The organism is Calothrix sp. CBUCES-K 9914 (assembly GCF_059640475.1).
Map to the genome: position 1 here is coordinate 1 of NZ_JBXXZH010000008.1, position 25,851 is coordinate 25,851.

General features: G+C 40.4%; 10 protein-coding genes and 1 pseudogene. 3 read left to right on the forward strand and 8 right to left on the reverse strand.

Annotated features, from left to right (window positions below):
- The 3 genes from AC2JBO_RS03005 to AC2JBO_RS03015 all read right to left on the reverse strand — a co-directional run.
- A partial coding sequence (locus AC2JBO_RS03005; RefSeq protein WP_496952137.1) for a CHASE2 domain-containing protein occupies nucleotides 1-2,144 on the reverse strand: 2,144 nt, incomplete at its 3' end.
- Between the two features lie 85 nt (nucleotides 2,145-2,229).
- Nucleotides 2,230-3,216 (reverse strand): DUF928 domain-containing protein, encoded by a 987-nt coding sequence (locus AC2JBO_RS03010; RefSeq protein ID WP_496952138.1) that lies wholly within the window; start codon nucleotides 3,214-3,216, stop codon nucleotides 2,230-2,232.
- A 188-nt stretch (nucleotides 3,217-3,404) separates the two neighbouring features.
- Complete coding sequence (locus tag AC2JBO_RS03015) at nucleotides 3,405-5,954, reverse strand: CHAT domain-containing protein (RefSeq protein ID WP_496952139.1); 2,550 nt, start codon at nucleotides 5,952-5,954, stop codon at nucleotides 3,405-3,407.
- Between the two features lie 360 nt (nucleotides 5,955-6,314).
- On the opposite strand from AC2JBO_RS03015, the gene AC2JBO_RS03020 reads away from it, so the two are divergent.
- Complete coding sequence (locus AC2JBO_RS03020) at nucleotides 6,315-7,472, forward strand: FIST signal transduction protein (protein ID WP_496952140.1); 1,158 nt, start codon at nucleotides 6,315-6,317, stop codon at nucleotides 7,470-7,472.
- Nucleotides 7,473-7,492: 20 nt separating this feature from the next.
- Nucleotides 7,493-8,545, forward strand: coding sequence for a sensor histidine kinase (locus AC2JBO_RS03025; protein WP_496952141.1), 1,053 nt, complete (start codon nucleotides 7,493-7,495; stop codon nucleotides 8,543-8,545).
- A gap of 261 nt (nucleotides 8,546-8,806) precedes the next feature.
- Here the strand turns inward: AC2JBO_RS03025 and AC2JBO_RS03030 are convergent.
- The 5 genes and pseudogenes from AC2JBO_RS03030 to AC2JBO_RS03050 form a co-directional block, all read right to left on the reverse strand.
- Nucleotides 8,807-9,436 (reverse strand): annotated as a pseudogene (locus AC2JBO_RS03030) (two-partner secretion domain-containing protein); the annotation flags it as partial.
- 8 nt (nucleotides 9,437-9,444) lie between these two features.
- Nucleotides 9,445-11,916: a two-partner secretion domain-containing protein gene (locus AC2JBO_RS03035; RefSeq protein ID WP_496952142.1), complete on the reverse strand. Its 2,472-nt coding sequence runs from the start codon at nucleotides 11,914-11,916 to the stop codon at nucleotides 9,445-9,447.
- A 79-nt stretch (nucleotides 11,917-11,995) separates the two neighbouring features.
- Nucleotides 11,996-14,458, reverse strand: a complete 2,463-nt coding sequence (locus tag AC2JBO_RS03040; protein WP_496952143.1) for a two-partner secretion domain-containing protein — start codon at nucleotides 14,456-14,458, stop codon at nucleotides 11,996-11,998.
- Between the two features lie 79 nt (nucleotides 14,459-14,537).
- Nucleotides 14,538-17,015 carry a two-partner secretion domain-containing protein gene (locus AC2JBO_RS03045; RefSeq protein ID WP_496952144.1) on the reverse strand — a complete coding sequence of 826 codons (2,478 nt, stop codon included), beginning with the start codon at nucleotides 17,013-17,015 and terminating at the stop codon, nucleotides 14,538-14,540.
- Nucleotides 17,016-17,109: 94 nt separating this feature from the next.
- Entirely contained in the window at nucleotides 17,110-18,909 is a 1,800-nt protein-coding gene (locus tag AC2JBO_RS03050; RefSeq protein ID WP_496952145.1) for a ShlB/FhaC/HecB family hemolysin secretion/activation protein, read from the reverse strand.
- 708 nt (nucleotides 18,910-19,617) lie between these two features.
- On the opposite strand from AC2JBO_RS03050, the gene AC2JBO_RS03055 reads away from it, so the two are divergent.
- Complete coding sequence (locus AC2JBO_RS03055; protein WP_496952146.1) at nucleotides 19,618-25,800, forward strand: AAA family ATPase; 6,183 nt, start codon at nucleotides 19,618-19,620, stop codon at nucleotides 25,798-25,800.
- Nucleotides 25,801-25,851 lie beyond the last annotated feature (51 nt).

Genomic DNA, 25,851 nt, shown 5'->3' on the forward strand with positions numbered 1-25,851 from the left:
ATGAGAATTAGAGGTGCATTACCTTGAATCTCAGTGACGTTTTGCTGGGTTGAAGTTATTCCCCCTCCATGCCAGTTATGGGCAAGGGTTACTGGTACTGTCAAATCCAACCAAAATATACTGCCTTCACCTAAGTGACTTTGCACCTGAATTTGGCTCCCCATCAATGCAGCTATTCTTTGACTGATGGCTAATCCCAAACCAGTACCTTCAGAACGTTGTCCTACTGAACCCGCTTGTTCAAAGGGCAAAAAGATTTTTTCCACTTGATCTGATGACATTCCTACACCCGTATCTTCTATTTGGAAGCGAATTTTTGCAGTTGACGATTGCTCAGATTGCTCATCTAGTACCTCTACTTTCAACGACACACTACCATTGTCTGTAAACTTGATGGCATTACCCAACAAGTTAATTAACACTTGCCGCAGTCGTTTTTCATCTGTTTCAATAGCCAGTGGTAGGCGATCGCCAATTAAAACATTAAAGCTAATTCCTTTCTGCTCGGCTCGGATACCGCAAATTTCAGTCACACCATGTAAAAAACTAGGTAAATCTACGCTAGCAGTGACTAATTCTAATCTCCGAGCTTCAATTTTTGATAGATCGAGAATGTCATTAATTAGCGTCAACAGGTGCGAACCGCATTGATAGATGATACTAACTCCTTCTCGGTTTTTCTCTGTCAAGTTTGGTGAACATTCTAGCACCTGAGCAAAACCCAAGATACCATTAAGTGGTGTGCGTAGCTCGTGGCTCATATTGGCAAGAAACTCACTTTTTGCTTGGTTAGCAGCATCGGCAGCTTGTTTTGCCTGTTTCAAATCGTGAGTTCGCTCTTCAACTTTTTCCTCCAAGGTTTTGGAATAATTTAATAGTTGTTCGTTTGTTGCTTCCAAGAGACGGTTGGTATATTCCAATTGATCTTGCTTGTAAGCATTTGTTGTGGCAATAACACTGGCAATAAATACAGTCAATGCTGGTGTTACCGGAATCAAAATACCATTCAAAAAAAGCCCATAGGCGCCTGCTATCAATGCCACACTAATACCTACAGTTGTCCAGAGAATCTTACCACCTGGAACCGTTCGTTTAGTAGGCAGATTGGCTAACCACCAACTACCGGAAGAACCAAGAATAGACCAAACAACAATCCAGAGCAACAAAGATATACCCGAAATTCCGCGAAGGTTACCTTTTCCTGTTTTTGCTGCCTGTACTAGTTGATGGGCAATATTGGCATGAATAACAACACCAGGAGTCGGTTTTTTGGCAGAAACTAACGAGGAACTAAAGGGTGTGTTAAAAACATCATTAGTACTAGCAGCTGTTGAGCCAATAAATACCATGTGATCGCGCATCAAATTCGCCGGAATTTTCCCCGCTAAGACATCGCGCATAGAAACTGTACGAAATTTAGTTTCTGAACCATGCCAGTTGAGCAAAATTTGATAACCTCCAACATCAGCATCAGTATAACCAGCTTCTTGATTTTTGAGTGGCTCGTAAATTGCCTTGCCCAATTGAAACTTTTGCTGCTTAGAGTCAACAGATTCTAAAGTTATTTTTTCAGCTTCGAGATACTTGAGCGCTACAAGGGTTGCCAGTCCCGCTTTGATTTTGCCATTTTCTTTGGCATCTTCGGCTGTGAGTAGGACACGACGCACATGGCGATCGCCATCTAGCACCAAATCAGCTAATCCTACTTGATCTTTTTTTTTCAATTCCGGTGGTGGATTAACGCGCTCACCAGTAATTTTCTCAACTCCAATCAAATTGGGAGTAGTACGAAAAATTTCCGTGAGTTGCTCATACCCACTTCCTTCGGGTAAATCCCGATAAAGGTCGAGTCCGATAGAACGGGGTTGGTGCGCTCGAATTTTTTCGAGTAATTGTGCTAATGACCAATCTGGAATAGGCCATTTACCCACCGATTGGATATCGCGTTCATCAATGGTAACGATTGTGATTTCGTCAGCGATCGTGGGAGAAGAACGCAGTCGCACCAATTCATCCCGAAATTTCCACTCAGGCAAGTTAAAAAGTCCCAAAGACTGCCCTACAACAACTGTCAGAGCAACAGTAGGAGTAATAATCAAAACGCTACGATTGTTTTGGATAAAAGCTTGGAATTTGCCCCACATAATTGTGCCACACAGCTAATCAATATTTCTGTTTTAAGATTCCCAACTTTTTTAATAAGTCGGAAATCTATTAGGTACAAGTTTTTTAATTTGTAGATGCTAGTAACGGGGCTGTGACAATATCACCTAAGCTAACAGAGGAAAGAAGTTCTTCCCATTGCTTAATAATAGTTATATTCGCAGGTTCGGCAGTACGTAGTGCAGCCATTGTTGCTACGCAGTCATACCACACCCCGTTTTTACCCAAAGCTTCTGCTTGTTTCAGTAAGTCTTTTTGCTGTAAAGCCGTTGCTAATGCAGCGCTGGGCTGGATACGTTGAATCCAGCCATCAACATAAGGCGTACTGGGACTGAGTTGTCCATCCAATTTCAATGCCAGGAACCATTGGTAGTTTTTGTCAACAGCTAAAGCGGGTGCATCAGCAGGCAGTTTGACCGCAATTAACCCAGATTTTCCAGCAACAGGAATGGTCATCTGGTGCTGCATGTTGCCAGCTTCATCTTTCAAACTAAACACAGCTTCTTCTGCATTAGAAGCAGGAAGATACACCATCACAGTGGGACGTTCGGACAGCGTTGTACCATAGAAACTTTGGGGTAAAACAGCAATGAGTGCTGCTGGACCAGATGCTGCGACAGTCGAAGGATTCAAATAGGAAGTACCAACGCGAGAAGCCCCACCACTCGCCTCCTGGGGAGCGCTGTTACTTTTAGCTGGAGTAAATATATTTCCACGGGAAGCCCCACCACTCGCCTGTTTAGGGGCGCCATTACCTCTGGTTGGGGTAAATAAATTGCCTCTGGAAGCTCCTCCCGTTGCTTGTCTAGGGGCGCCATTTCCTTTCTTTGGTGTAAAGAAACTACTACGGGAAGCTCCTCCTGTTGCTTGTCTAGGGGCGCCATTTCCTTTCTTTGGTGTAAAGAAACTACCACGGGAAGCCCCTCCAGTGGTTTGAGTGGGGGCGCCATTTTTGGCAGGTGGCGTGAATGTTACAGCGTAAGCAATACTCCAGGCGCTGCTAGCAATTAGAGCGATGGCGCTCAATGTACTGATTAAATATCGGCGTTTCATGATGTTTCACCCATTCTTACTAAGTCGTGATATAAAATACGTTGATGGAACCTAACTACAAAGTTTTTTTCTTAACTCTAAATCCAAGCTCAATAAGGTCTCTATTAGCTGTTATAAACTAATCTAGAGATAAATACTACAAATTAGATACATTTTTAAAAACAGAATTTCTCAGTAATATTACGTAACTAAATCCAGTTTCCAACTAAAACAAAAGCAGACCAAAAGAATGGGTCGCGAAAATCAGTCTGGCGAATTAGGTTAATTTGTGCCTGACGCAGAGCTTCGGCTTTAGTAATTTTGGGTTGTAGCAGTTGTTCGTAGAAGCGAGTCATGAGAATTTCTGCTGCCTTATCTTTGACAGGCCAGAGAGTTGCTATGGTGGAACGGGCGCCGGATTTGACGGCTAAACCAGCTAGTCCCAGAACCGCGCGATCGTCTCCTGTTGCAGTATCGCAAGCACTTAATACCAACAATTCAATCGCTTTCGATGAATTTCCACCACGATTTTTGAGAAGTTCAGACAATTCCTTGACATTAACTTGTCCATCCCATGTTAGTAAGTAAGTATCTTCGAGACGGGAGCTAAACTGTCCGTGGGTTGCTAAGTGTACAACATCGGTATTACCAAATTTAACGCGCTCTCCCAGAGCTTTACTGGTAAATTGCTGGTTTAGTAACAGCTTAGACGATACTGTTTGGGAAATTTGCTTCACTTCTGATTCGACAGCAGGCAAAGCAGAAAAACCAGAGCGAGATTCACTAATACCACCAACAATCGCATTAATTTTGTTTTGCTGGAACGATTGAGCAGCCATTAGTTGCAACCCTGGTGAGAGTGCCACACCATATTTTTCAATCAGATATTGCTTACCGTCATGTAGAGCTGCCATTGGAATGTTCCGTAACTTCCCATCTAAAACAAATACCAATGTCGTGCTATTTTTAAAGGCTTGTTCCTGCTCCGCAGGACGAATCAGCCAATCATAAATTTGCTGGCTAAATCGTTCCCGGTCTTTAGAATCGGAAACAGGGTTAAGGGCAATCAAGAAATTATCGAGAGTTTGTTCAATTTCTGCTCTTAGTTTGCGTGTTACATAATAACGCAGAGGTTGTCCGGTTTGAGAGACAATCGTTGCAAGGCGATCGGGCAGGATAATCGGGTAAATAACTGCTGCCGTGGGGTCAACTTTGTCTATCTGCCGCGCTTTATCTAAACATGCTTCGCGGAAAAAGTTATCGAGTTCGGCCATTTGTAGAGATTCAATCAATTCCCGAGCTTGCATCAGTTCTGTCTGACTCGGTTGCTCATCAAGAAGTAAACCCACCAGTTCCCGGTAAACAGGCTCGACACTTTCGCGGAAAGAGAATTGGACATCAGGGTTAATGCCAGCTAGATCGGAACGTAGTGCCTTTAATGAGTTAACTGCTTCGGTATAGGCTGAAATTGCTTCCGGTCTATTACCCTGTTGCTTATATAATTTTCCAACCTGCCATGCCGATTGAGCAATGATATCGTCAGCTTGAAGTTGACGGGCAATATCGAGGGATTTATCTGCTAATTGCTTTGCCTCAGACCACTGAGAAGTGCGGCTGTAAAGTTGTCCCCACTGATACAGTGCATGAGCTTCTGCGGAAGCATCCTGAATTTTTTGGGCAGATTTAACTGTAACTGCCATAAGTTGCGCTAGGTCTTTCCTTGGTATACCTTGGTCGGGTTTTTCCAATTTATTCAGGGTAGCAACAAAATTAATTGTTGCATAAAGAGAATTGTGGCTGGGTGGTAGTTCTTCCAGTTGTTGTTTTAACTGAGGTGCGAGTTCCATAGCATATTCAAGTTTGTCGTAATCGACCAACAACTTGAAACGAGCTAAACGTGCTTGCAACGCTTCATTTGCATTAGTAGCGGCTTTTTCTGCATCTTCAAAGTAATTTAATGCCGCTTCTGGATCTTGCAAATCTGAGGCATTTTTCCCCAGACTTGACAAGATAGAACTTAACTGGGTTTTGGCTGCAATTTTATTCGCTAGAGCTAAACTTTGTTCCAATACTTGCTGGCTTTTGCTATCGCCAATTGCGCGCAGAGCTAAACCAAGCGATCGCAACCCATTAACTTTAACTTCCGAATCCGGCATTCCGGTCATTTTCTGGGCTATTTCTTCTAATTGTTGTCTAGAGCGACGATAGAATCCCAAACTTTGTAAAGCTTGCGCCTGGTTAATTTGACTACCGAGACTTCCGGTTTTATCCCCTGCCTGCTCGTAATATTTTTGGGCTTGTTGCCAGTTTTCGATGGCAGTTTCGGCTTTTCCGTTACGTAGTTGTAAATTTGCTTGAGTGTTCAGTATTTGCGCCCAGATAATCGCATCCCCAGAGGGTTTAGCTGTTTGCAAAATTTTTACACTTTGCTCGATCGATTGTTTAGCTGCTTCCCACTGATTAAGTTCCTGTTGTGCCAGCGACAGGTAACTTAAACTTAGGGCTTGATTAATGCGATCGCCTTGAGCCTGATACTGTTGTGCAGCCGTTTGCCAAGCCGTAACAGCTTCCGCAAAACGACCAGATTGGTAGAGGTTTCGTCCTTGTTCTAATCCGTTATTGACTTGGGAAGTCGAGACAACAGGAGTTGTTGTTACGGGTGGAGATGCCTTTACAGGTGTGATGGTAAATGCTAAACACAAACTTATAATACTGAGGCTGAGATATAGCCAAGAAGTTTGTTTAATTCTAAAAGCCATAATTCATTTATTATTGAGCAATTTGCTGAAAGATTGATAAAAGCACAACTATTTAGGAAATCACTATACGTTATATATATAGTGCCCAACTTATGATGCGATCTATCAGTTGATGGGCAATTTGCTCCCATGACAAGCTTGTAGCTTGCATCTTGCACCTCAATTACGAAGCGGGTTTCTTAAGGAACGTGGTGCAAGAAGGAAATTTGGATTTGATATAATCTTTACACAAACTTGTTTGATTGGGATTTATTTGCATTTATTGGGAATAATGAGTATATAAAGAATTCATGCTGTGTCTGATTCAATCTTACACTTGACTCAAATATACAACACATTTAAATTTGCTTGGAGAAAATTATGTTTAGAGTCGCGATTGGTCATAGTATTGACCCAGATTCGGCATCTGCGATCGCCGATGTTATTAAGGAATGTAAACTAGTTCTAGATGGAGAAATACCCCAAGCTGGTATTTTGTTTGCGGCGATAGATTTTGACCATGCCTTGATTCTACAGCATATTCAGGATGCTTTCGGTGAGATCGAGCTGATTGGTGGGACAACAAATGGAGAAGTTTCCTCAGCTATGGGATTTCAACAAGACTCACTGACTTTGATGGTGTTCGCCTCAGATGAGGTAGAAATTATAGCTGGTGTCGGACGCTCAGTATCAAAAAATCCAATACTGATTGCTCAACAAGCTGTAGAGATGGCAAAGCTCAAAAGTTCAGCGAAACCTCAATTATGCCTCACTTTCCCAGATAGCTTAACTAGTAATGGTGTTCTGATTTTAGAAGGGTTAAAGAAAGGTTTGGGAGAGCAAATCCCAATTATTGGTGGGATGGCAGCTGATGACTATATGTTTTCTCAAACATATCAATTTTTTCAAAATGAAGTTGTTTGCGATGCAGTTCCAGTACTATTATTTTGTGGCAATTTACAAGTTTCTTATGGAGTTGCAAGTGGGTGGACTCCCATTGGTAAACGCAGCCGTGTCACGAAAGTTGATGGTAATGTGGTTTACGAAATCGATGGGCAACGCGCTCTCGACTTTTATCAGTATTATCTCGGTGCAGAAACGTTTGTTACAAATTATGCGATTCATGCGCTTGCAGTGTTTGAAGAGAGAGAACGCTTTTATATGCGGGCGCCAAATAGTTATGATGTGGAATCAGGGAGTGTAACTTTCTTCTCTGATATTCCTTCAGGAGCAATGGTTCAGATTACAGATACATCTCGCGAAAATATTTTACAAGCTTCTGAGATATCCCTTAAAAAAGCTTTAACTGATTTTCCTGGCATAAATCCAGCCACAGCCTTATTAATTTCTTGTGCCGCTCGGCGCCGAATTCTCGGAACTTTCACCAGCCAGGAATATCAGCTTGTCAAAAAGCATTTACCACCAACATTACCTTGTTGTGGATTTTATGCCTATGGTGAAATAGCTCCTTTAACAGCTAAAGGAAAAACTCGATTTCATAATAAAACATTTGTGACACTGTTAATGGGAACAAACTAAAGTATTTATGAATATTATTTATGAATAGTATCAATGATTCAGAAATAAATCGAGAACTAGAAAAAGCAAACCGTATTCTGCAAAAAAAACTAGATCGCTGTGAAAGAGATCGCAAGCAGATAGAAACGGATATTGCAGCTAAAGAGTTTTTGCTCAAGCAAGTTATTAGCGAATTGCAGTGTTCGCAGCAAGCCTTAGCAAGCAGAAGCGAAGAATTACAAATTACCTTGAAAAATTTGCAAAATCTGCAAGCACAAATGCTTCAAAGCGAAAAAATGTCAGCTTTAGGACAAATAGTTGCTGGTGTAGCTCACGAAATAAATAATCCAGTAAACTTTATTCATGGAAATATCAAACACTTAGAAGAGTATAACCAAAGTATGCTGCATTTAATTGAACTTTATGGCAGATATTTTCCTAATGCACCGACCGAAATTCAAGTCCTAAAAAATGATATCGATATAGAATTCATAAAAGCTGATTTTACAAAAATACTAAACTCTATGACTTTGGGAAGTGAGCGCATTCAGGAAATAGTTTTGTCATTACGCAATTTTTCTCGTCTTGATGAGGCTGAACTCAAATTAGTTAATATTCATGAAGGTATTGATAGTACGTTATTAATTTTGCAGCATCGTTTACAAGCAACTTTAAAGCGTTCAGAAATTTTAGTGTTTAAAGACTATGGAGAGTTGCCAAGTATTGAATGTTATGCCGGTCAATTAAATCAAGTTTTTATGAATATCTTAGCTAATGCAATTGATGCACTTGAGGAAATAAATCTTCAAAAAACTGTCGCAAAAATTACTATTCGCACATCAGTTATGAATAGTAATTGGATAGAAATAGTGATAGCAGATAATGGAGTTGGTATATCTGAATCAATTCAAACAGAGATATTTAACCCATTTTTTACAACAAAGCCAGTTGGAAAAGGAACTGGAATGGGTTTAGCAATTAGCTATCAAATTATTTGTGAAAAACATAATGGTAAGCTAGATTGTTTTTCATCTATCGGTCAAGGGACAGAACTTAATATTAAAATTCCTATTCAACAACCAAGGTTAAATTAAATTAATATATTTAATTAATATGGAAGGTGCCTTCATAACTCTATCTCTATTAAAACTTTATACTTATGGTTCCCTAAATCATTTTTTATTAACACAACTATGCTATTTAAATTAATTAACCCTTGGGGACAGCAGCACAGGTTAATGCTTGTTGCACCTGGGCAGAAGATTTATCTGCTACTAACTCAACTTTTCCTTGGGCATTACGGCGCCAGGAAGTAGCCTGGACAAAAACCTTTGGTGATTCAGGTATTTCTGGGCGCCACTGGCATCGGCAAGGGATTGGTGGGACAGATGAATATTCCCAAATTGCTTTATATTGCCATAATCAAAAATCCAATGAGGAGAAGAGGTGTTGAGATTAACTGTGCCATTACTGCCGCTACCAAGTTCAATATGTCCAGAAGGTGCATTTAACACTCCACCATCTAAGGCTAATTCTCCCCCTATCAATGCCAAGTTATTACCAGAAGTAACGCTTAATCCTACAGGATTGTTACTTCGATCCAGAGTAGAAACTATAGGATTACTTATCTTACTTAAACGGTGTCCGGTATTTTGGACGGTAATATCTCCCGGATTTTGACCCATTTGCAAGCCAATTGGCACACTCATCGTCAACAACGGCGCCGCACCGGGATTAGTCGCACTAAACTCTATTCCATCAGCAAACTTAATGCTATTGGCAGTTGTTCCCACAAACGAGGCGCCAATATTCAACGAGGCATTTTTTCCAAACACAATCCCCGCCGGATTCATCAAAAACAAACTTACAGGATTATTACCGTTGAGAGTTTGAATTAAGCCATCAATATTAGAAATATTTCCACCCGTAACCCGACTAAATATTGTTGTAATATTTGGTGTATTGACTAAATCAAACGTTGTTGATAACATGACTAATTTTTGGGAACAGCAGTACAGGCTAATGGTTGTTGCACCTGAGAAGAAGATTTATCTGCAATTAATTCAATTTTTCCCTGTAGGTTACGGCGCCAGGAAGTTGCTTGGACAGGAAGCTCTGGTGATGGGCGTATTTGTGTTTGTAAAACTTTTGTTTGAGGGTATGCAGTCAGATTGCGGATATCAGACCAAGGGAGATCGCTACTCACTCCCTGACTAGGATTTTGCGGCATGCCACCTCGTCCCGTTACCACAAAACTACTGCCTTGATTTCTCGCGCAGCCTGTGGCAATTTGCTGTGATGGATCGGTGATATTTGCTGGTAGTTCAACTAAACCTGAATTGGGGTCAATACCGATGGTATTGATTTGTACAATACCATTCACACCTAACTGTGAACTCGCCGTAATATCATTGTCAGGGGTGAGGTGGTCACGGAATTTAAGTCCAAAGATTCCTTGGGTGGTGATTTGAATATTGCCACCCCGACCTTGAATAGCATTAGCAATAATGTCACTGTTTTCTAAGCCAAAGATGATGGGTGCATTGATGCTAATATTACCTCCATTCCCTGAGCCACCAGCTGTTGAAGTAATTAAGCTATTATCCCGCACCAGCAAGAGGTTTCTGGCGGATAGTGTAACATTGCCACCATTACCGGATTCTGTTTGTGCCTGAATCAACCCTTGATTCTTTAATTGGATGGCATTTGCACTGATGTTAATGTTGCCACTATTTCCACTGCCTTGACTAGTGACACTGACTGTCCCGCCATCTGTCAGTGTTAACTTTGGTGTGATAATGCTGAGAGTGCCAGCATTCGCTGTGAGTATATCTGGCAAGCCGAATAGCTGCCGCAATGACGGATTAAGTCGGATAGTGGAGGCATTAATGCTGCTGTTATTTGCCCGCCCTTGACCTCTGATGACAATTGATTCAGTAGCATTGATGCTCAAATCTCCCCCATTACCGACAAAAAATGCGGTGGTACCAACTGCTCCACCATCCAGAATTTGCAATTTGGCAGTATTCAGCATCAAGGTTTTGGCACTTCCAGTGGCAAATGTAGTTGAGGCAATGTTGCTATAAAGCCCAGAGGGACTTTCTCCCATCACTGTGGTGTTGGTGTTGTGAATCGTCACTTGACCGCTAGAGGCACTGCCAAAGGTAGTCGAAGATAGTGAAGCCCCGTTTGATAGCAGTAAACTATTACCATTGGTTAAAACATCACCAGCATTCCCAGTGCTTTGTGTGTTAGTACTAATGGCGCTAACGTAACCAGGATTAGTGGGTTGGAAGCCAGACAGATCGATCGCGGTTGCATCGATGTGGATATTGCCACCGAGAGCAGAGCTAAAAGTTGTGGTATACAAAAGCGCTCCCTCTTTGAGGGTGAGCCTGGGAGTAATGACGCTGATATTGCCACTAGTTCCCATACCCAGAGCTTCACTACGCGCCCCAGCGGGAATTATACCATCAGTCGTTGTGCCAATCAGATCAATGCCCTCCGTCGCCTGGAGGCGAATATCACCACTGGCAAAATTGCCGAAATTTTGCACCAGCACCAGAGAGCCATCGGTGAATTGAATGTGTCTACCCTGAATTTGCACCGAACCTGCATTCACTCCACTGACATCTAATAGCGATCGCCCTCTTAGCTGAATATCGCTAAAGCTTTGGACATCGCCATATCCCAATGTATAACCCTGTGGGTTTGGTATCAGGTTGACCAATCCTCCACTGTTGACACTACCCAATTCAACTTGCCCTCCTTCGGCGATCAAGATTGCCCCATTGAGATTGAGGTCGCCACCCAGCAAAGCTAAGGTATTTCCCGGCTGTACGCCTAGTTTTGTAGCACTGGGAATCCGAGTCACAGGAATTACAGGAAGTCCTCCACCGGGGTTACTCAAGGAGTGTCCCGTACCTTCAACGTTGATGGGTGCGGGATTGCTGCCCAGTTGCAAACCAATGGGTACACTCATGGTTAATAATGGTGGTGTCACTGAGTTGATGGCGCTAAACTCTCCCCCATCAGCAAACTTAATGCTATTCGCCGTCGTTCCCACAAACGAGCCGCCAATATTTAACGAGGCATTTTGACCAAACACAATCCCATGAGGATTCATCAAAAACAAACTTACCGGATTATTAGCGTTGAGAGTTTGAATTAATCCGTTAATATCGGAAACACTTCCACCTGTCACCCGACTAAATATAGTTGTAATATTTGGTGTGTTAGTTAAATCAAAACTCGCTGAACTACCCGTAGGCACAGAGAAATTACTGAAACTATGAAATAAATTATTACCTTTTTCTAGACCATTAATAATATTAAAATTATTCCCACTTTGGTTGACAGTTGTGTTGGTAGTACCATCGGATGTCACCTGAGCAATTGCTGGTAGAAACATCCCACCTGTAAAGATTCCACAAATTAAAACCAAGCACACGGAAGGCACCTTCATGACTCTATTTCCATTAAAACTTTATACTTATGGTTCCCTAAATAATTTTTTATTAACACAACTATGCTGTTTAAATTAATTAACTCTTGGGAACCGCAGCACAAGTTAATGCTCGTTTTATCTGGGCAGATGATTGATCTGCAACTAACTCAATTTTTCCTTGAGCGTTACGGCGCCAGGAAGTCGCTTGAATTAGCAATTCGCTCGATTTGAGTATTTGTGCTTTGGCTGTGCTGGTTTGGCGATATTTAGAGATATCACGGATATCAGACCAAGTGCGATCGCTCCTCACTTCTTGTGTGGGATTTTGCGGCACACCACCGTGTCCTGTGGCGACAAAACTACTACCGTTGTTGGCAGAACAGCCTGTGGCAATTTGTTGGGATGAGTCTGTAAGATTGGTAGGCAATTTTATCAAGCCAGAATTGGGGTCAATACCGATATTGTTAACTTCGACTATACCACTAACACCAAATTGCGAACTAGCAGTAATATCGTTAAGAGCAGTCAGTTGTGGACGATATTGTAAGCCGATAATTCCTTGTGTGGTGATTTGAATATTACCTCCACGCCCTTGGACTGCGTTGGCAACAATGTCGCTGTTTTCTAGTCCCACAATGATTGGTGAATTGATGTTAACATTACCACCATTACCATTACCGCTTGCGGTGGCGGTGATTTGGCTGTTGTCGCGCAGCTGCAATAACTTGCCAACTCCTAAGCTGATGTTACCTCCATCACCAGATGCGGTCTTTGCCTGGATTAAAGCTTGATTCTTTAATTCGATACTATCTGCGGTGAGGTTGATACTACCACCATTGCCACTACCTTCATTGATAACGCTCACAGCCCCGCCATCCTTGAGTGTCAGGTTTGGTGTCGTGATGCTCACCGTACCTGCATTACCTATAAGTGTACCATAGGATACATTAAATCGTTTCTGTAATGCTGGGGTTAGGTTCAGGACAGACGAGGTGATGCCGCTATTGCTGATGCCGCTATTATTTATTACCTGATTACTGCCAATAATTTGGATGAATTCTGTGGCATTTATCCTGATATCTCCGCCATGACCGACAGCAAACGAACTTGTGGTAACTGCTCCCCCATCTTGTAGATGCAACCTGGCTGTATCCAGTGTGATGGTTTTGGCGTTTCCTGTACTGAAAGCAGTTGAGCTAATCCTAGTACCCATAGGTGCCGAGTTGCTTCCCCTGACGGTAGTATCCACGTTGCGAATGACAACTTGACCACTGTCACCGCTACCACGGGATATTGAAGACAGCCCAGCACCATCGGATACTAGTAAACTATCGCCATTCACGAAGACATTACCTGCGCTTCCAGAACCGAAGGTACTAGTGTTAATCACGCTGCCAGTTGAACTGATGGGCGAGAAGCCGGATATCTCCAGCACTGAGGCATCAACCTGGACATTGCCACTGGTAGCTGTTTCAAAAGTAATGTTATTTAATGCTGCTCCCTGCTGAAGGCTGAATCGGGGAGTAATAACACTGATGTTTCCACTTGTTCCCATGCCTAATGTTTCACTGCGAATGCCGGTGAGTGTGCCAGTCAGATCGATTCCTGCTGATGCCTGAAGATGTACGTTGCCACCAGGAAGATTACCGAGATTTTGTGCCAATATTAGGGAGCTATCGCGAAATTTAATCTCTTTACCCTGTACCTGCACGGAACCTGCATTTACCCCACTGACATCTAGTAGAGATTTCTGGGCAAGTTGAATGTCACCAAAGCTTTGCCCGTTGCTATACGCCAGTGTATAACCCTGAGTGGTTGGGACGAGGCTAACTAACCCTGCGTCACCCAAACTACCCAATTCAATCCGTCCTTGTTCGGCAGTCAGAGTTGCCCCATACAAATTTAGAGTACCACCCACCAAAGCCACGGTTTTTCCAGGCTGTATCCGCAGTTGTGTAGGACTAGGAGTGCGAGTGATAGGAGTCCGACTATTGATAAGTATTAAGGTATGTCCTGTACCTTGAACGGCGATTGATGCAGGATTGCTACCCATTTGCAAACCAATGGGTACGCTCATGGTTAATAATGGTGGTGTCGCTGAATTTACGGCACTAAACTCAACCCCATCGGCAAACTTAATACTATTCGCTGTCGTCCCCACAAACGAACCGCCAATATTCAACGAAGCATTTTTACCAAACACAATTCCCGCAGGATTCATCAAAAACAGACTTACCGGGTTACTACTATTTATGCTGCCAATCAACCCATCAATATTAGAAACATTTCCACCTGTAACCCGGCTAAATATAGTTGTAATATTTGGCGTATTAGTTAAATCAAAGCTAGCCGAACCACCCATAGGCACAGAGAAATTACTGAAACTATGAAATAAATTATTACCTTTATTTATACCGTTAATAATATTAAAATTATTACCACTGTGATTGACAGTTGTGTTGGTAGTACCATCCGATGTCACCTGAGCAATTGCTGGTACAAACATCCCACCTGTCAAGATTCCACAAATTAAAACCAAGCACACGGAAGGCGCCTTCATCACTCTATCTCCATTAAAACTTTATACTTATGGTTCCCTAAATAATTTTTTATTAACACAACTATGCTATTTAAATTAATTAACCCTTGGGAACCGCAGCACAAGTTAATGCTTGTTTTACCTGGGCAGAAGATTTATCTGCAACTAACTCAATTTGTCCTTGAGCGTTACGGCGCCAAGAAGTAGCTTGGACAAGAACCTTTGGTGATTCGGGGATTTGTGCCGTAACTGTGCCAGTATTGCGGTATGCAGTCAGATTGCGGATATCAGACCAAGTGCGTAGGCGTAGCCCGTCGTAGACATCGCTCCCAATTTCCTGTGTTGGATTTTGTGGTATTCCACCCCGTCCTGTAGCCACAAAACTACTACCATTTGTATTGGCACAACCTGTAGCAATTTGCTGTGATGAGTCAGCTACATTTGCAGGTAATTCAACTAAACCAGAATTGGGGTCAACTCCAATATTATTAATATCAACTGTACCGTTAAGACCAAATTGCGAACTGGCAGTAATATCGTTTTCATTTGTAATTTGCGGACGATATTGTAAGCCAATAATTCCTTGTGTGGCGATTTGAATATTACCCCCACGTCCTTGTATAGCATTAGCAATAATATCGCTATTTTCTAATCCGACGATAATAGGTGCATTAATATTGATGTTACCTCCATTACCGTTACCGCCTGCTGTGCCAGTAATGTTACTGCGATCGCGCGTTAGCAACAAACTTCGTACTTGTAAGCTGATGTTACCACCGTTACCAGATTCTGTTTGTGCTTGAATTAAGCCTTGATTTTTTAATTGGATGTGGTCTGCGGTAATGTTGAGATTGCCACTATTACCGATACCTTGACTAGTCACGCTCACAGTTCCACCATCTGTCAGTATCAGGCTGGGTGTGGTCACGTTAACATTACCTGCATTTGCTGTCAGTGTATCTGGTAAACGCAATAATCGACGCAATTGTGGACTTAAACGAACGACAGATGAGTTGATGCTACTGTTATTGTTAGGACTGCTACCACTGATGGCAATGGATTCATTAGCATTGATGTTGACATTTCCCCCATTCCCAGCAAAAAGCGAGGATGAACCAACTGTTCCGCCATTTAAGATTTGTAATTTGCCAGTATTTAGCGTCAAATCTTTGGTATTGCCTGTCCCCAAGCTAATGATACCCATACTGCTATAAAGTCCAGAAGGGCTTTCGCCCATGACGGTGGTATTTTGATTTTGAATCGTCACTTTACCACTGGAACCACTACCAAATGTCGCCGAATACAATGAAGCTCCACCTGATACTGTCAAACTATCTCCATTCACGAAGACATTACCTGCGGAACCTTTACCATATGTGCTAGTACCAAGGCTGCTGACGCTAGTGGGAATAAAAGGTGAAAAGCCGGATATTTCTATTGTTGAAGCTGCAATTTGAACGTTGCCGCTGTCAGCTACTCCGTATGTTAAGTTACCGATCGCTGAACCTTGCTGGAGTGTTAACTGGGGAGTGATGATATTGATATTCCCAGTGTTGCCAATGCTTAAGGCTTCAGTGCGAATTCCACTCCTAACTGTGGTGTTGGGTGTTCCACTAATGAAACCGATCGCTGCTGATGCTTGCAAACGAATGTCTCCACCTGGAAGATTGCCATAATTCTGCGCTAAAACGAACGAACCATCGGTAAACAGAATATTGCGTCCCTGAAGCTGAACAGAACCCGCATTTACCCCACTAATATCTAACACTGACTTTTGTGCTAGTTGAATATCACCAAAGCTTTGACCGTTTTCATACTCCAATTTATAACCCTGGATGGTAGGAACTAAATTAACTAATCCTGCACCTCCCAGGCTACCTAATTCTATATGCCCTGTTTCGGCAATCAAGTTAGCTCCATTCAAATTTAGATTACCACCAACCAACGCCAAAGTTTTTCCCGACTGTACTTGCAATTTTGTCGGGCTAGGATTGCGAATTACCGGCGCAAAATCGCGCTGGATATTTAAATGTCCCGTACCTTGGACTTGTATTGTTGCAGGATTACTACCCATTTGCAGCCCGATAGGAACATTAATACTGAGTAATGCCTCTTGGGGATTAACGGCACTAAACTCAGTCCCATCAGCGAATTTGATGCTATTAGCTGTTGTGGCTATAAACGAGCCACTAATATCCAATTTGGCATTTTGCCCAAATAGAATTCCGTTGGGATTCATTAAAAACAAATTTACCGAGTTATTACTATTTATCGTTTGAATTAAGCCATCAATATGAGAAACATTGCCACCTGTAACCCGATTAAATATAATTATAATATTTGGCGTATTAACTAAATCAAACGTTGCTGAACCACCTGTAGGCACAGAGAAATTACTGAAACTGTGAAATAAATTACTACCTTTTTCAATTCCATTAATAATATTAAAATTATTGCCACTTTGATTGACTATAGTGTTAGTAGTACCATCCGATGTTACTTGAGCCTTTACTGGTAGCAATATCTCACTTGTCAAGATTCCACAAATTAAACCCAAGTACATGGAAGCAACCTTCATCACTCAATCTCCATTCAAACTCTATACTTATAGTTCCCTAAATAATTTTTTTATTAACCGAATTATGCTTTACTCTCATCATAGTATTATTCCATCAAAACGGCGAATAGCTGACGGAGAAGTATAGCCCATTTTCCTGAAGCGAGCGCTTTTCTCCTTCCACTGATACTAATGGAATACCCCAATCCAGACGAGCTGAAAAGTTATTACCTTGTTTCCACAGCAGTCCTAAACCAGTACCTGCAAGCATACTTGGTGATGGGTTTTTGCTATCGTTATTCCAGCCTTTACCAATATCAATGAAAGGTGTCAATTGCAGTAATCCTTCCATTTTGGGGGCACGCAGGATGGGCAAGCGAAATTCTGCGGATAATAACAGACCGTTGTCTGTAAGTAATGCATCTTGACGATAGCCACGCACGCTTAATTGACCACCCAGACCAAATTGCTCTAAGGGTACTAGGGAATCTGCTGCTGCTTGTAAATCACCCCTTACTAAAAACAGAGTGTCTGGCTTTAATTGCCGTACCCATTGTGCCTGTCCTCGCCAGCTAAAAAAGCGGCTATCTGGTGCATCTTTATTGATATTCGCACCGAACCAATCTACACCAACGCTAAATTGCGATCGTGCGGCAAAAACTTGCTGATTACTGCGTTGGGTATACTCTTGGGTAAAGCGCAGGGCTGAAATATTGGTTTTTCCGTTTGCATCGGCGCCGGGTGATAAAGGAAAACCTCCAATATTATCAAGACCTAATTCTGTTTGGCTTTCTTGACGCGAGAAAGATATCCCCACTGCAAATTCCTGAGTTGGCTTTTGTATTAGTGGTTGACGATAGCCAAATTCGTAAGACTTACTGTTTGACTGAATATCAAGGACACTGAATGGTTTTTCAATTACGTTATTCCATCCTTGGTTAAAACCAAACGATATAGTGCCATTACGGGCATTGACTGGCAGCGTATAGTTGGCATTGATTGTATTACTACCATCAGTATTCGCATAGCCAACACTGAGGGTATCACCTAAACCCAACAAATTAGCTTCTTGTAAATCTATTCCCCGACGAAAACTACCCACACTTGGCGATCGCCCATTATCTAAAGTTGTTGTTAGTCTAAAGGTATCCGCTTCTTTCACCTCAACTTGTAATATATTGGTTCCTGGACGGGCGCCTGTTTGCAATTCGGCATTGAGGTTTTGAATGCGCGGATCAAGACGAAGTAGTTGCAGCTTTTCTAATAAACGCGGCACATTTAGGGGTTTACCTGCACCCAGTCGGATACGCTCACGAATATACTCACTATGCAACCGTCTGTTACCAACGATTTTGATTTCTTGCAAACTACCTTCGACAACTTGAATTTTAATAACTCCTGCTTCTAATGTCTGTGGTGGGATCAATGTTCCCGTAGTTACATAGCCTTTATCAGTGTAGAGCTTAGTAATAGCATCTTTGACTTGCAACAGTTCTGCAAATGAAACTTCCCTTCCCACATAAGGAGATGTTACAGGGGTAAAATCTTCTGATTTGAAAACGGTACTACCAACAACTTCAATGCGATCTACCTGGAATTTGGCACCTATATCATCCTGCCCAGGAGTTTGCGTTTCTGGTAGTTGAGGAGGAGGAAGTAATTGATTCTGTTCTGATGGCTGCGGTAAAATATCCGAGGGTAATGGAGTTACAGGAATATCTTCTAAGCGATCAGGTGGCAAAGAAGTGGGATTGGAAGTTTGTGCAATTGCCTGCTGATAATCACATAATACTGTTGCAACAATAAAGCTGAATGTTAGAGGTACTATAGCAGTTAAAACACTTAGACAATTGCTTAATGTGTTTATATAAAATATTTCTTTTATAATTGAGTTTTTAAGAATAATTTGTTCCACTGTCACCCCTTTTACTGAATTTATATAATTTTTTACCTGGTATATATTAATCTTTCTGCCATTTGCTCTAGCAACTGCTCATTTTTTTTGTGAAGTTAGAAAATTATTTGCTTGACCTGCGTATACTAAATAAAGCAAATAATTTTTATTCTGTTTATTCAGTTAATCTTGATTAATAAATGTAATTATCAAGATATAACTATAAATATAGTGGCTATGTTTTTTACTATTGCCATCAGAGTAAATACTGATTTTCACGCCAGTTATGAAGCTAGCAAAAATTGTACTCTGTATGTAGCCTTGAATCATGGAAATAAGCTGGGTACAATTTTTATTACACCTTAACAGGGGTAGCATCCTTGCGCACCTCAATATATATATATAGGACGGGTGAGGACGCCATTGGCGTCAAGTTAAGCCTAAACTGGTTATGTCAATAAGTAATTATGCTTAAAAATTAGGTTTGAAACGAATAAAAAACGAACCTAAGAAAAATTTGTTTGTAACCAATAAATTATCCGTTACATCCGTGTTCATCCGTTGCAAGTTAACCCAACCTACGTCTAAAGGTTTTTAGGCTGAACTGAGCAGTATTGATATTGATTTTTACTCTTAGTCAATATTTAGTTCTAATTTGGGAACAATAATTTTGAGGGTGAATCGAAGCCAACCCTGGAAGATTAGTTTTGTGGCTTGAGGAAAAGTGCTATGACAACACCAACAGATATTTTTTTTAGTACAAATAGATACTCAGTAAAGGAAAGAATTTACCAGGGTTATAAAACAGAGGTATACCGAGCTATTCGATTGAGCGATCACCAGAATGTTGTTATCAAATTATTGCAACAGGAATATCCTAATTTTAGTCAAATTTTGCAATTTCGCAATCAGTATAATATTAGTAAAAATTTACATATTCCTGGTGTTGTTCGCCCTTACAGCCTAGAAAATTATCATAATAGCTACATGCTAGTAATGGAAGATTTTGGCGGGATTTCCTTGCGACAATATACTAGAAATGAACCATTAAATTTATTAGATTTTTTAATCATAGCAGTGCAAATCACTGATATATTATACGATTTATCTCAAAATTGCGTCATACATAAAGATATTAAACCTGCAAATATTCTTATTAACCCAGCGACAAAGCAGGTTAAACTCATAGACTTCAGTATTGCATCTTGGCTTCCCAAAGAGACTCAAACCATTATCAGTCCAAATGTTTTAGAAGGAACCCTTGCTTACATTTCCCCGGAACAAACCGGACGTATGAATCGAGGAATTGATTATCGTAGTGATTTTTACGCTTTAGGTATAACATTTTTTGAATTATTAACTGGACAGTTACCTTTTGACTCTGATGACCCAATGGAGTTGATTCATCTTCATATCGCTAAATTTCCTCCAAATTTATCAGATATCAACTCAGAAATTCCTTTTGTAATTACAAAAATTATTCATAAGCTGATGGCAAAAAATGCTGAAGACCGCTATCAGAGTGCTACAGGATTAAAAGCTGATTTGGAAAAATGTCTTTTACAACTGCAAGAAAAAGGTTATATTGAAGATTTTGACATTGCTTGTAGAGATATTTGTGATAGATTTATTCTTCCTGATAAATTATATGGTCGAGACAATGAAGTAAAAGAACTGCTTGCAGCATTTGAACGAGTTTCCCAATCTAATAGCGAAATGATTTTAGTGACTGGGTTTTCGGGGATTGGCAAAACTGCGGTAGTTAACGAAGTTCACAAAGTTATTGTAAAAAAACGAGGATATTTTATTAAGGGGAAATTCGACCAATTTAATCGGAATATTCCTTTGTCGGGATTTATCGAAGCTCTTCGAGGTTTGATCGAGCAGTTACTCACAGAGAGCGACAAACAATTACAACAATGGCAAAAAGAAATTTTACAAGGATTAGGTGAAAATGGACAGGTTATTATTGAAATTATTCCCGAATTAGAAACAATCATTGGCAAACAAGCACCTGTATTAGAATTATTCGGTGCAGCCAGCCAAAATAGATTTAATTTTTTATTGCAGAAATTTATACAAGTATTTACGTCTCAGGAGCATCCCTTAGTTATCTTTTTGGATGATTTACAATGGGCGGATACGGCTTCTTTACAATTGATAAATTTTTTACTTACTAATAATAGTTTTAGTTATTTATTATTAGTTGGAGCTTATCGAGATAATGAGGTTTCAAATGTCCATCCTTTAATGTTCATGTTGGAAGAAATTCAAAAAAAATATTCAAAAATTCAAACAATTAATTTACAACAATTCAGCCACTTAGTATTGAATGAGCTAGTGGTTGATACTTTAAAATGTCAAGAATATGAGGCTTTTCCACTTTCACAGCTAGTTTATCTAAAAACTCAAGGTAATCCATTTTTTATCACACAATTTTTAAAATCATTATACCAAGATAAATTTATAAAATTTAATTCAGATGAAGAATATTGGCAATATAATATTGTTGAAATTAATCAGCAAGTACTCACAGATGATGTTGTTGAGTTTATGCTATTTCAATTACGTAGATTACCTGAATCAACTCAACAGGTTTTAAAGTTAGCTGCTTGTATTGGTAATGAGTTTGATTTAGAAACATTAGCAATTATTGGTGAGCAATCTCAAGTAGAATCAGCTGCTGATTTGTGGAATGCTTTGGAAGAAGGTTTAATTTTACCAAAAAGTGATATTTATAAAATTTATATAGATGGAGACAACCAAGCTTTTGCTCAAGATATTTCCGAAACTGCCACCTATCAATTTTTGCATGATCGCATTCAACAAGCCGCTTATTTTCTTATTCCTGAAGACCAAAGGCAAGCTACTCACTTAGAAATTGGACAACTGCTGTTAAAAAAAATACCTGAAAAAAAGCAAGAAGAAAGAATTTTTGAAATTGTCAATCACTTGAATTTTGCAAAGGAACTACTGGTGAAATCATCAGATAAATTACAGTTGCTACGTTTAAATATGATAGCCGGAAAAAAAGCGCAGCTTTCTACGGCTTATGCAGATGCAAGGCAATATTTTTTGACTAGTATTTCGTTATTAACTGAGGATAGTTGGCAAAGTCAGTATAAAATCACATTATCGTTGTACGAAAATGCCGCAGAATTAGCATATCTCAATGGTAAATTTGCGGAAATGGAGTTGTATGTTGCCCAAGTCTTGGATAATGGTAAATCGCTGCAAGATAAACTCAGGGCTTACGAAATAAAGTTACAAGGTTTCAAGGCTCAAAATCAACTCAAAGAAGCTATATCCTTCGGGTTAGAGCTTCTTGAACTCTTGGGTGTGGAGTTACCACACCAACCGACACCAGAGCAGATTGAGCAAGTAATGATAGAGGTGCGAACAGGTTTGCAAGGGAAGCAAATTCCAAATTTGATTGATCTTCCAGATATGACAGATGGACTGAAATTGGCTGCAACTCGTATTCTTGTAAGTTTGAGTCCAACGGCACATATGGCTTTGCCACAACTTTTACCTATAATTGGCGCCAAGCAAGTAGAGTTAGCATTAAATTATGGTAATGCACCTGCCCATGCTCATGGCTATGCAACTTGTGGGATGATGCTGTGTGGATTATTTGGTGATATCGATGCAGGTTATGAGTACGGACAGTTGGCATTCAGTTTGATGGATAAGTTAAATAGCGAAATTTTTCGTGCGCCAGGAATTTTAGTGGCAACTTGTTTTACCCAACATTGGAAACAAAATGCCCAAACTTGTCTCCAACCTCTGTTAGATGCCTATAATTCGGCGTTGAATACTGGCGATTTGGAACATGTAAGCTTTTCGCTCCAATATTACAGCCATCTTGCCTATTTTAGTGGTGCAATCGCTCTACCAGCTCTTGCAGAGCAAATGCAAACCTATCGAGATTTCATTGCCCAAGTCAAGCAGGAAACTGTTTTGCAAATCCAGCAAATTAATTTGCAAGCTGTACTTAATTTATTGGGACAAGCAGAAAATCCCAGTCGGATTATCGGTCAAGTTTATGACGAAGAGCAAATGGTGAGGCTGCACTTAGCGGCAAATCATCGAGGAGCTTTATTTTATTTGTATCTACACAAATTATTTCTCTCATATTTATTTTCTAACTATACTATCGCGGTTGATTGTGCAATTGAGACAGAACGCTATTTGGATGCGGGAGTTGGTTCGCTGATGGTTCCGGTGTTTCATACTTATGATTCCTTAGCAAAATTGGCAATTTACCCACAAGTCAATCCCCAGAAACAACAGCAGATTCTAACTCAAGTCGCTGCTAATCAAGAAAAACTGGCTAATTGGGCAAATTATGCACCAATGAATTACTTACACAAATTTGAATTAGTCGAAGCAGAAAAATATCGTATCTTGGGACAAAAAGCTACTGCTTTAGAATTTTACGATCGAGCGATCAATGGCGCCAAAGAAAACGGCTATGTTCAAGAAGAAGCTTTAGCCAACGAACTCGCAGGCAAATTTTACCTCGAATGGAACAAAGAAAAAGTTGCCACAGGCTATATGCAAGAAGCATACTATGCCTATACTCGTTGGGAGTGTAAGACAAAAATTGAGAATTTAGAAAATACCTATCCCCATCTACTCAAGCCAATTTTGCTCAATTATCAGCAACCAAGCTTCAACTCCTTGGAAACACTTGCTAATGTTACAGCTACAACCTGTCTGAATAACCTTGATATTACTTCGATTCTCAAAACCTCGCAAGCAATTTCTAGCATTATTGACCTAGATGAGTTAATTTCCACTCTTAGCAAAATTATTCTTGAAAATGCAGGTGCGAAAAAATGTGTGTTGATTTTACCCAACAAGAATCAATGGTACATACGAGCAATTACATCACTTAGTTCTGAAAAAAATACATCAACAACAGTACTGACTTCCCAAGCTCTAGATGATAGCCAAGAAATACCCCTGAAGCTGATTCGCTATGTCAAACACACACTAAAAAGCGTAACAATTGATAATTGCCAAAACAATATCGAGACTCTTATTGATGAATATATTCAGCAACACCAACCCAAAAGTGTGTTGTGTATGCCAATTTTGAATCAAGGAAACTTGCTTGGTATTCTGTACTTGGAAAATCGGTTAACTCAAGGGGTATTCACTAACGATCGCTTGCTTGTTATCAACCTTCTCTGTACCCAAGCCGCAATTTCGCTAGAAAATGCTCGACTTTATGCAAATCTTCAGGAGAGTAAAGCCCGTTTCCAGGGTCTTGCAGATAACGTTCCTGGTATGATTTATCAATTATGCTTGACCACTGACGGTTCGGTTTTTATCCCCTATGCTAGTTCGGGTAGTTATAACCTCTATGGGTTCACAGCAGAAGAAATAGTTGCAGGAACTCAAAATATTAGAGCAGTCGAACATCCAGATGACATTGCAGGTATTGACCAAGCAATGATGGAATCTGCCCAAAACCTCACACCGTTCATTCACGAATGGCGCATTATTACACCATCAGGAAATATCAAATGGCTACAAGCTGTATCTCGTCCTCAATTACGGGATGATGGTGCAATTATTTGGGATGGGTTTATTTTTGATATTAGCGATCGTAAAAAAATTGAACATGCACAAGCACGGTTGCTAGCAATTTTAGAATCAGCAAATGACATCATCGGTATTGCTGATGTTCAAGGTAATAATCTTTACCTTAATCAAGCTGGACAGGAGATTTTGGGTATTCCCCCCGAAGAAACCGATAAGTTTCATATTTCGGAAACAGTGGCGCCGTCAATGTTGGAAAAAACTGTCAACGAAGCTTTACCCACAGCAATGCAAACAGGGAGTTGGTCAGGTGAGTCAATTATGAGATCGCGCAACGGGCAGGAAATTCCTATCTCCCAAGTAATTGTAGTCCATAAAAACGATAGGGGAGAAGTGGAATTTTTTTCATCAATTATGCGAGATATTCGCGAAGCAAAACGCAACGAAGTTGTTCGCAAACAGATTGAAGCCCAATTGCGCCAACAAACAGAAGACTTAGAAGCTACCCTTCAAGAACTAAAACGCACCCAAGCACAAATGGTTCAATCAGAAAAAATGTCTAGCTTGGGACAGTTAGTTGCTGGAGTTGCCCATGAAATTAATAATCCTGTGAACTTTATTCACGGAAATCTGAGCTATGTAGAGCAATATACCAATGATTTGCTGAAATTGGTTGAATTATATCAGCAATATGATACAATTAGTCATCAAAAAATTCAAGATTGCTTAGAAGAACTGGACTTAAATTTCATTCAAGATGATTTACCTAAAACTATTCAATCGATGAAAGTGGGTACTCAACGCATCCGTGAAATTGTCTTATCTCTACGCACCTTCTCCCGCATGGACGAAGCAGAGTTTAAAGAGGTAAATATTCATGAGGGTATTGAGAGTACATTAATGATTCTTCAACATCGTCTTAAAGAAAAAGGAGAGCTTCCAGCCATTCAAATTATCAAACGCTATGGGAACCTACCCTCTGTAAAATGCTATGCCGGACAATTAAATCAAGTATTTATGAATATTTTGGCAAATGCCATTGATGCAATGGAGGAGCAAAACAGTAAACGCACTTTAGAAGATATTCAAGCCAATCCCAATCAAATTACTATTCAAACCGAAATAGTTGATACTAATTGGATTGAAATTAAAATCTCTGATAATGGTAGTGGAATGTCTGAACAAGTACAAAAACAAATTTTTGACCCATTTTTTACTACTAAGCCTGTCGGAAAAGGTACAGGAATGGGTATGTCAATTAGCTATCAAATTATTAGCGAAAGACACGGTGGTAAATTGGAATGTTTTTCACAAGTCAATCAAGGAACTAAATTTGTGATTAAAATACCTCTTCGTAAATGAAAATATGAGTGACGCGAAAAATTCGAGAAACCGGGTTTCTACGCAAAATCA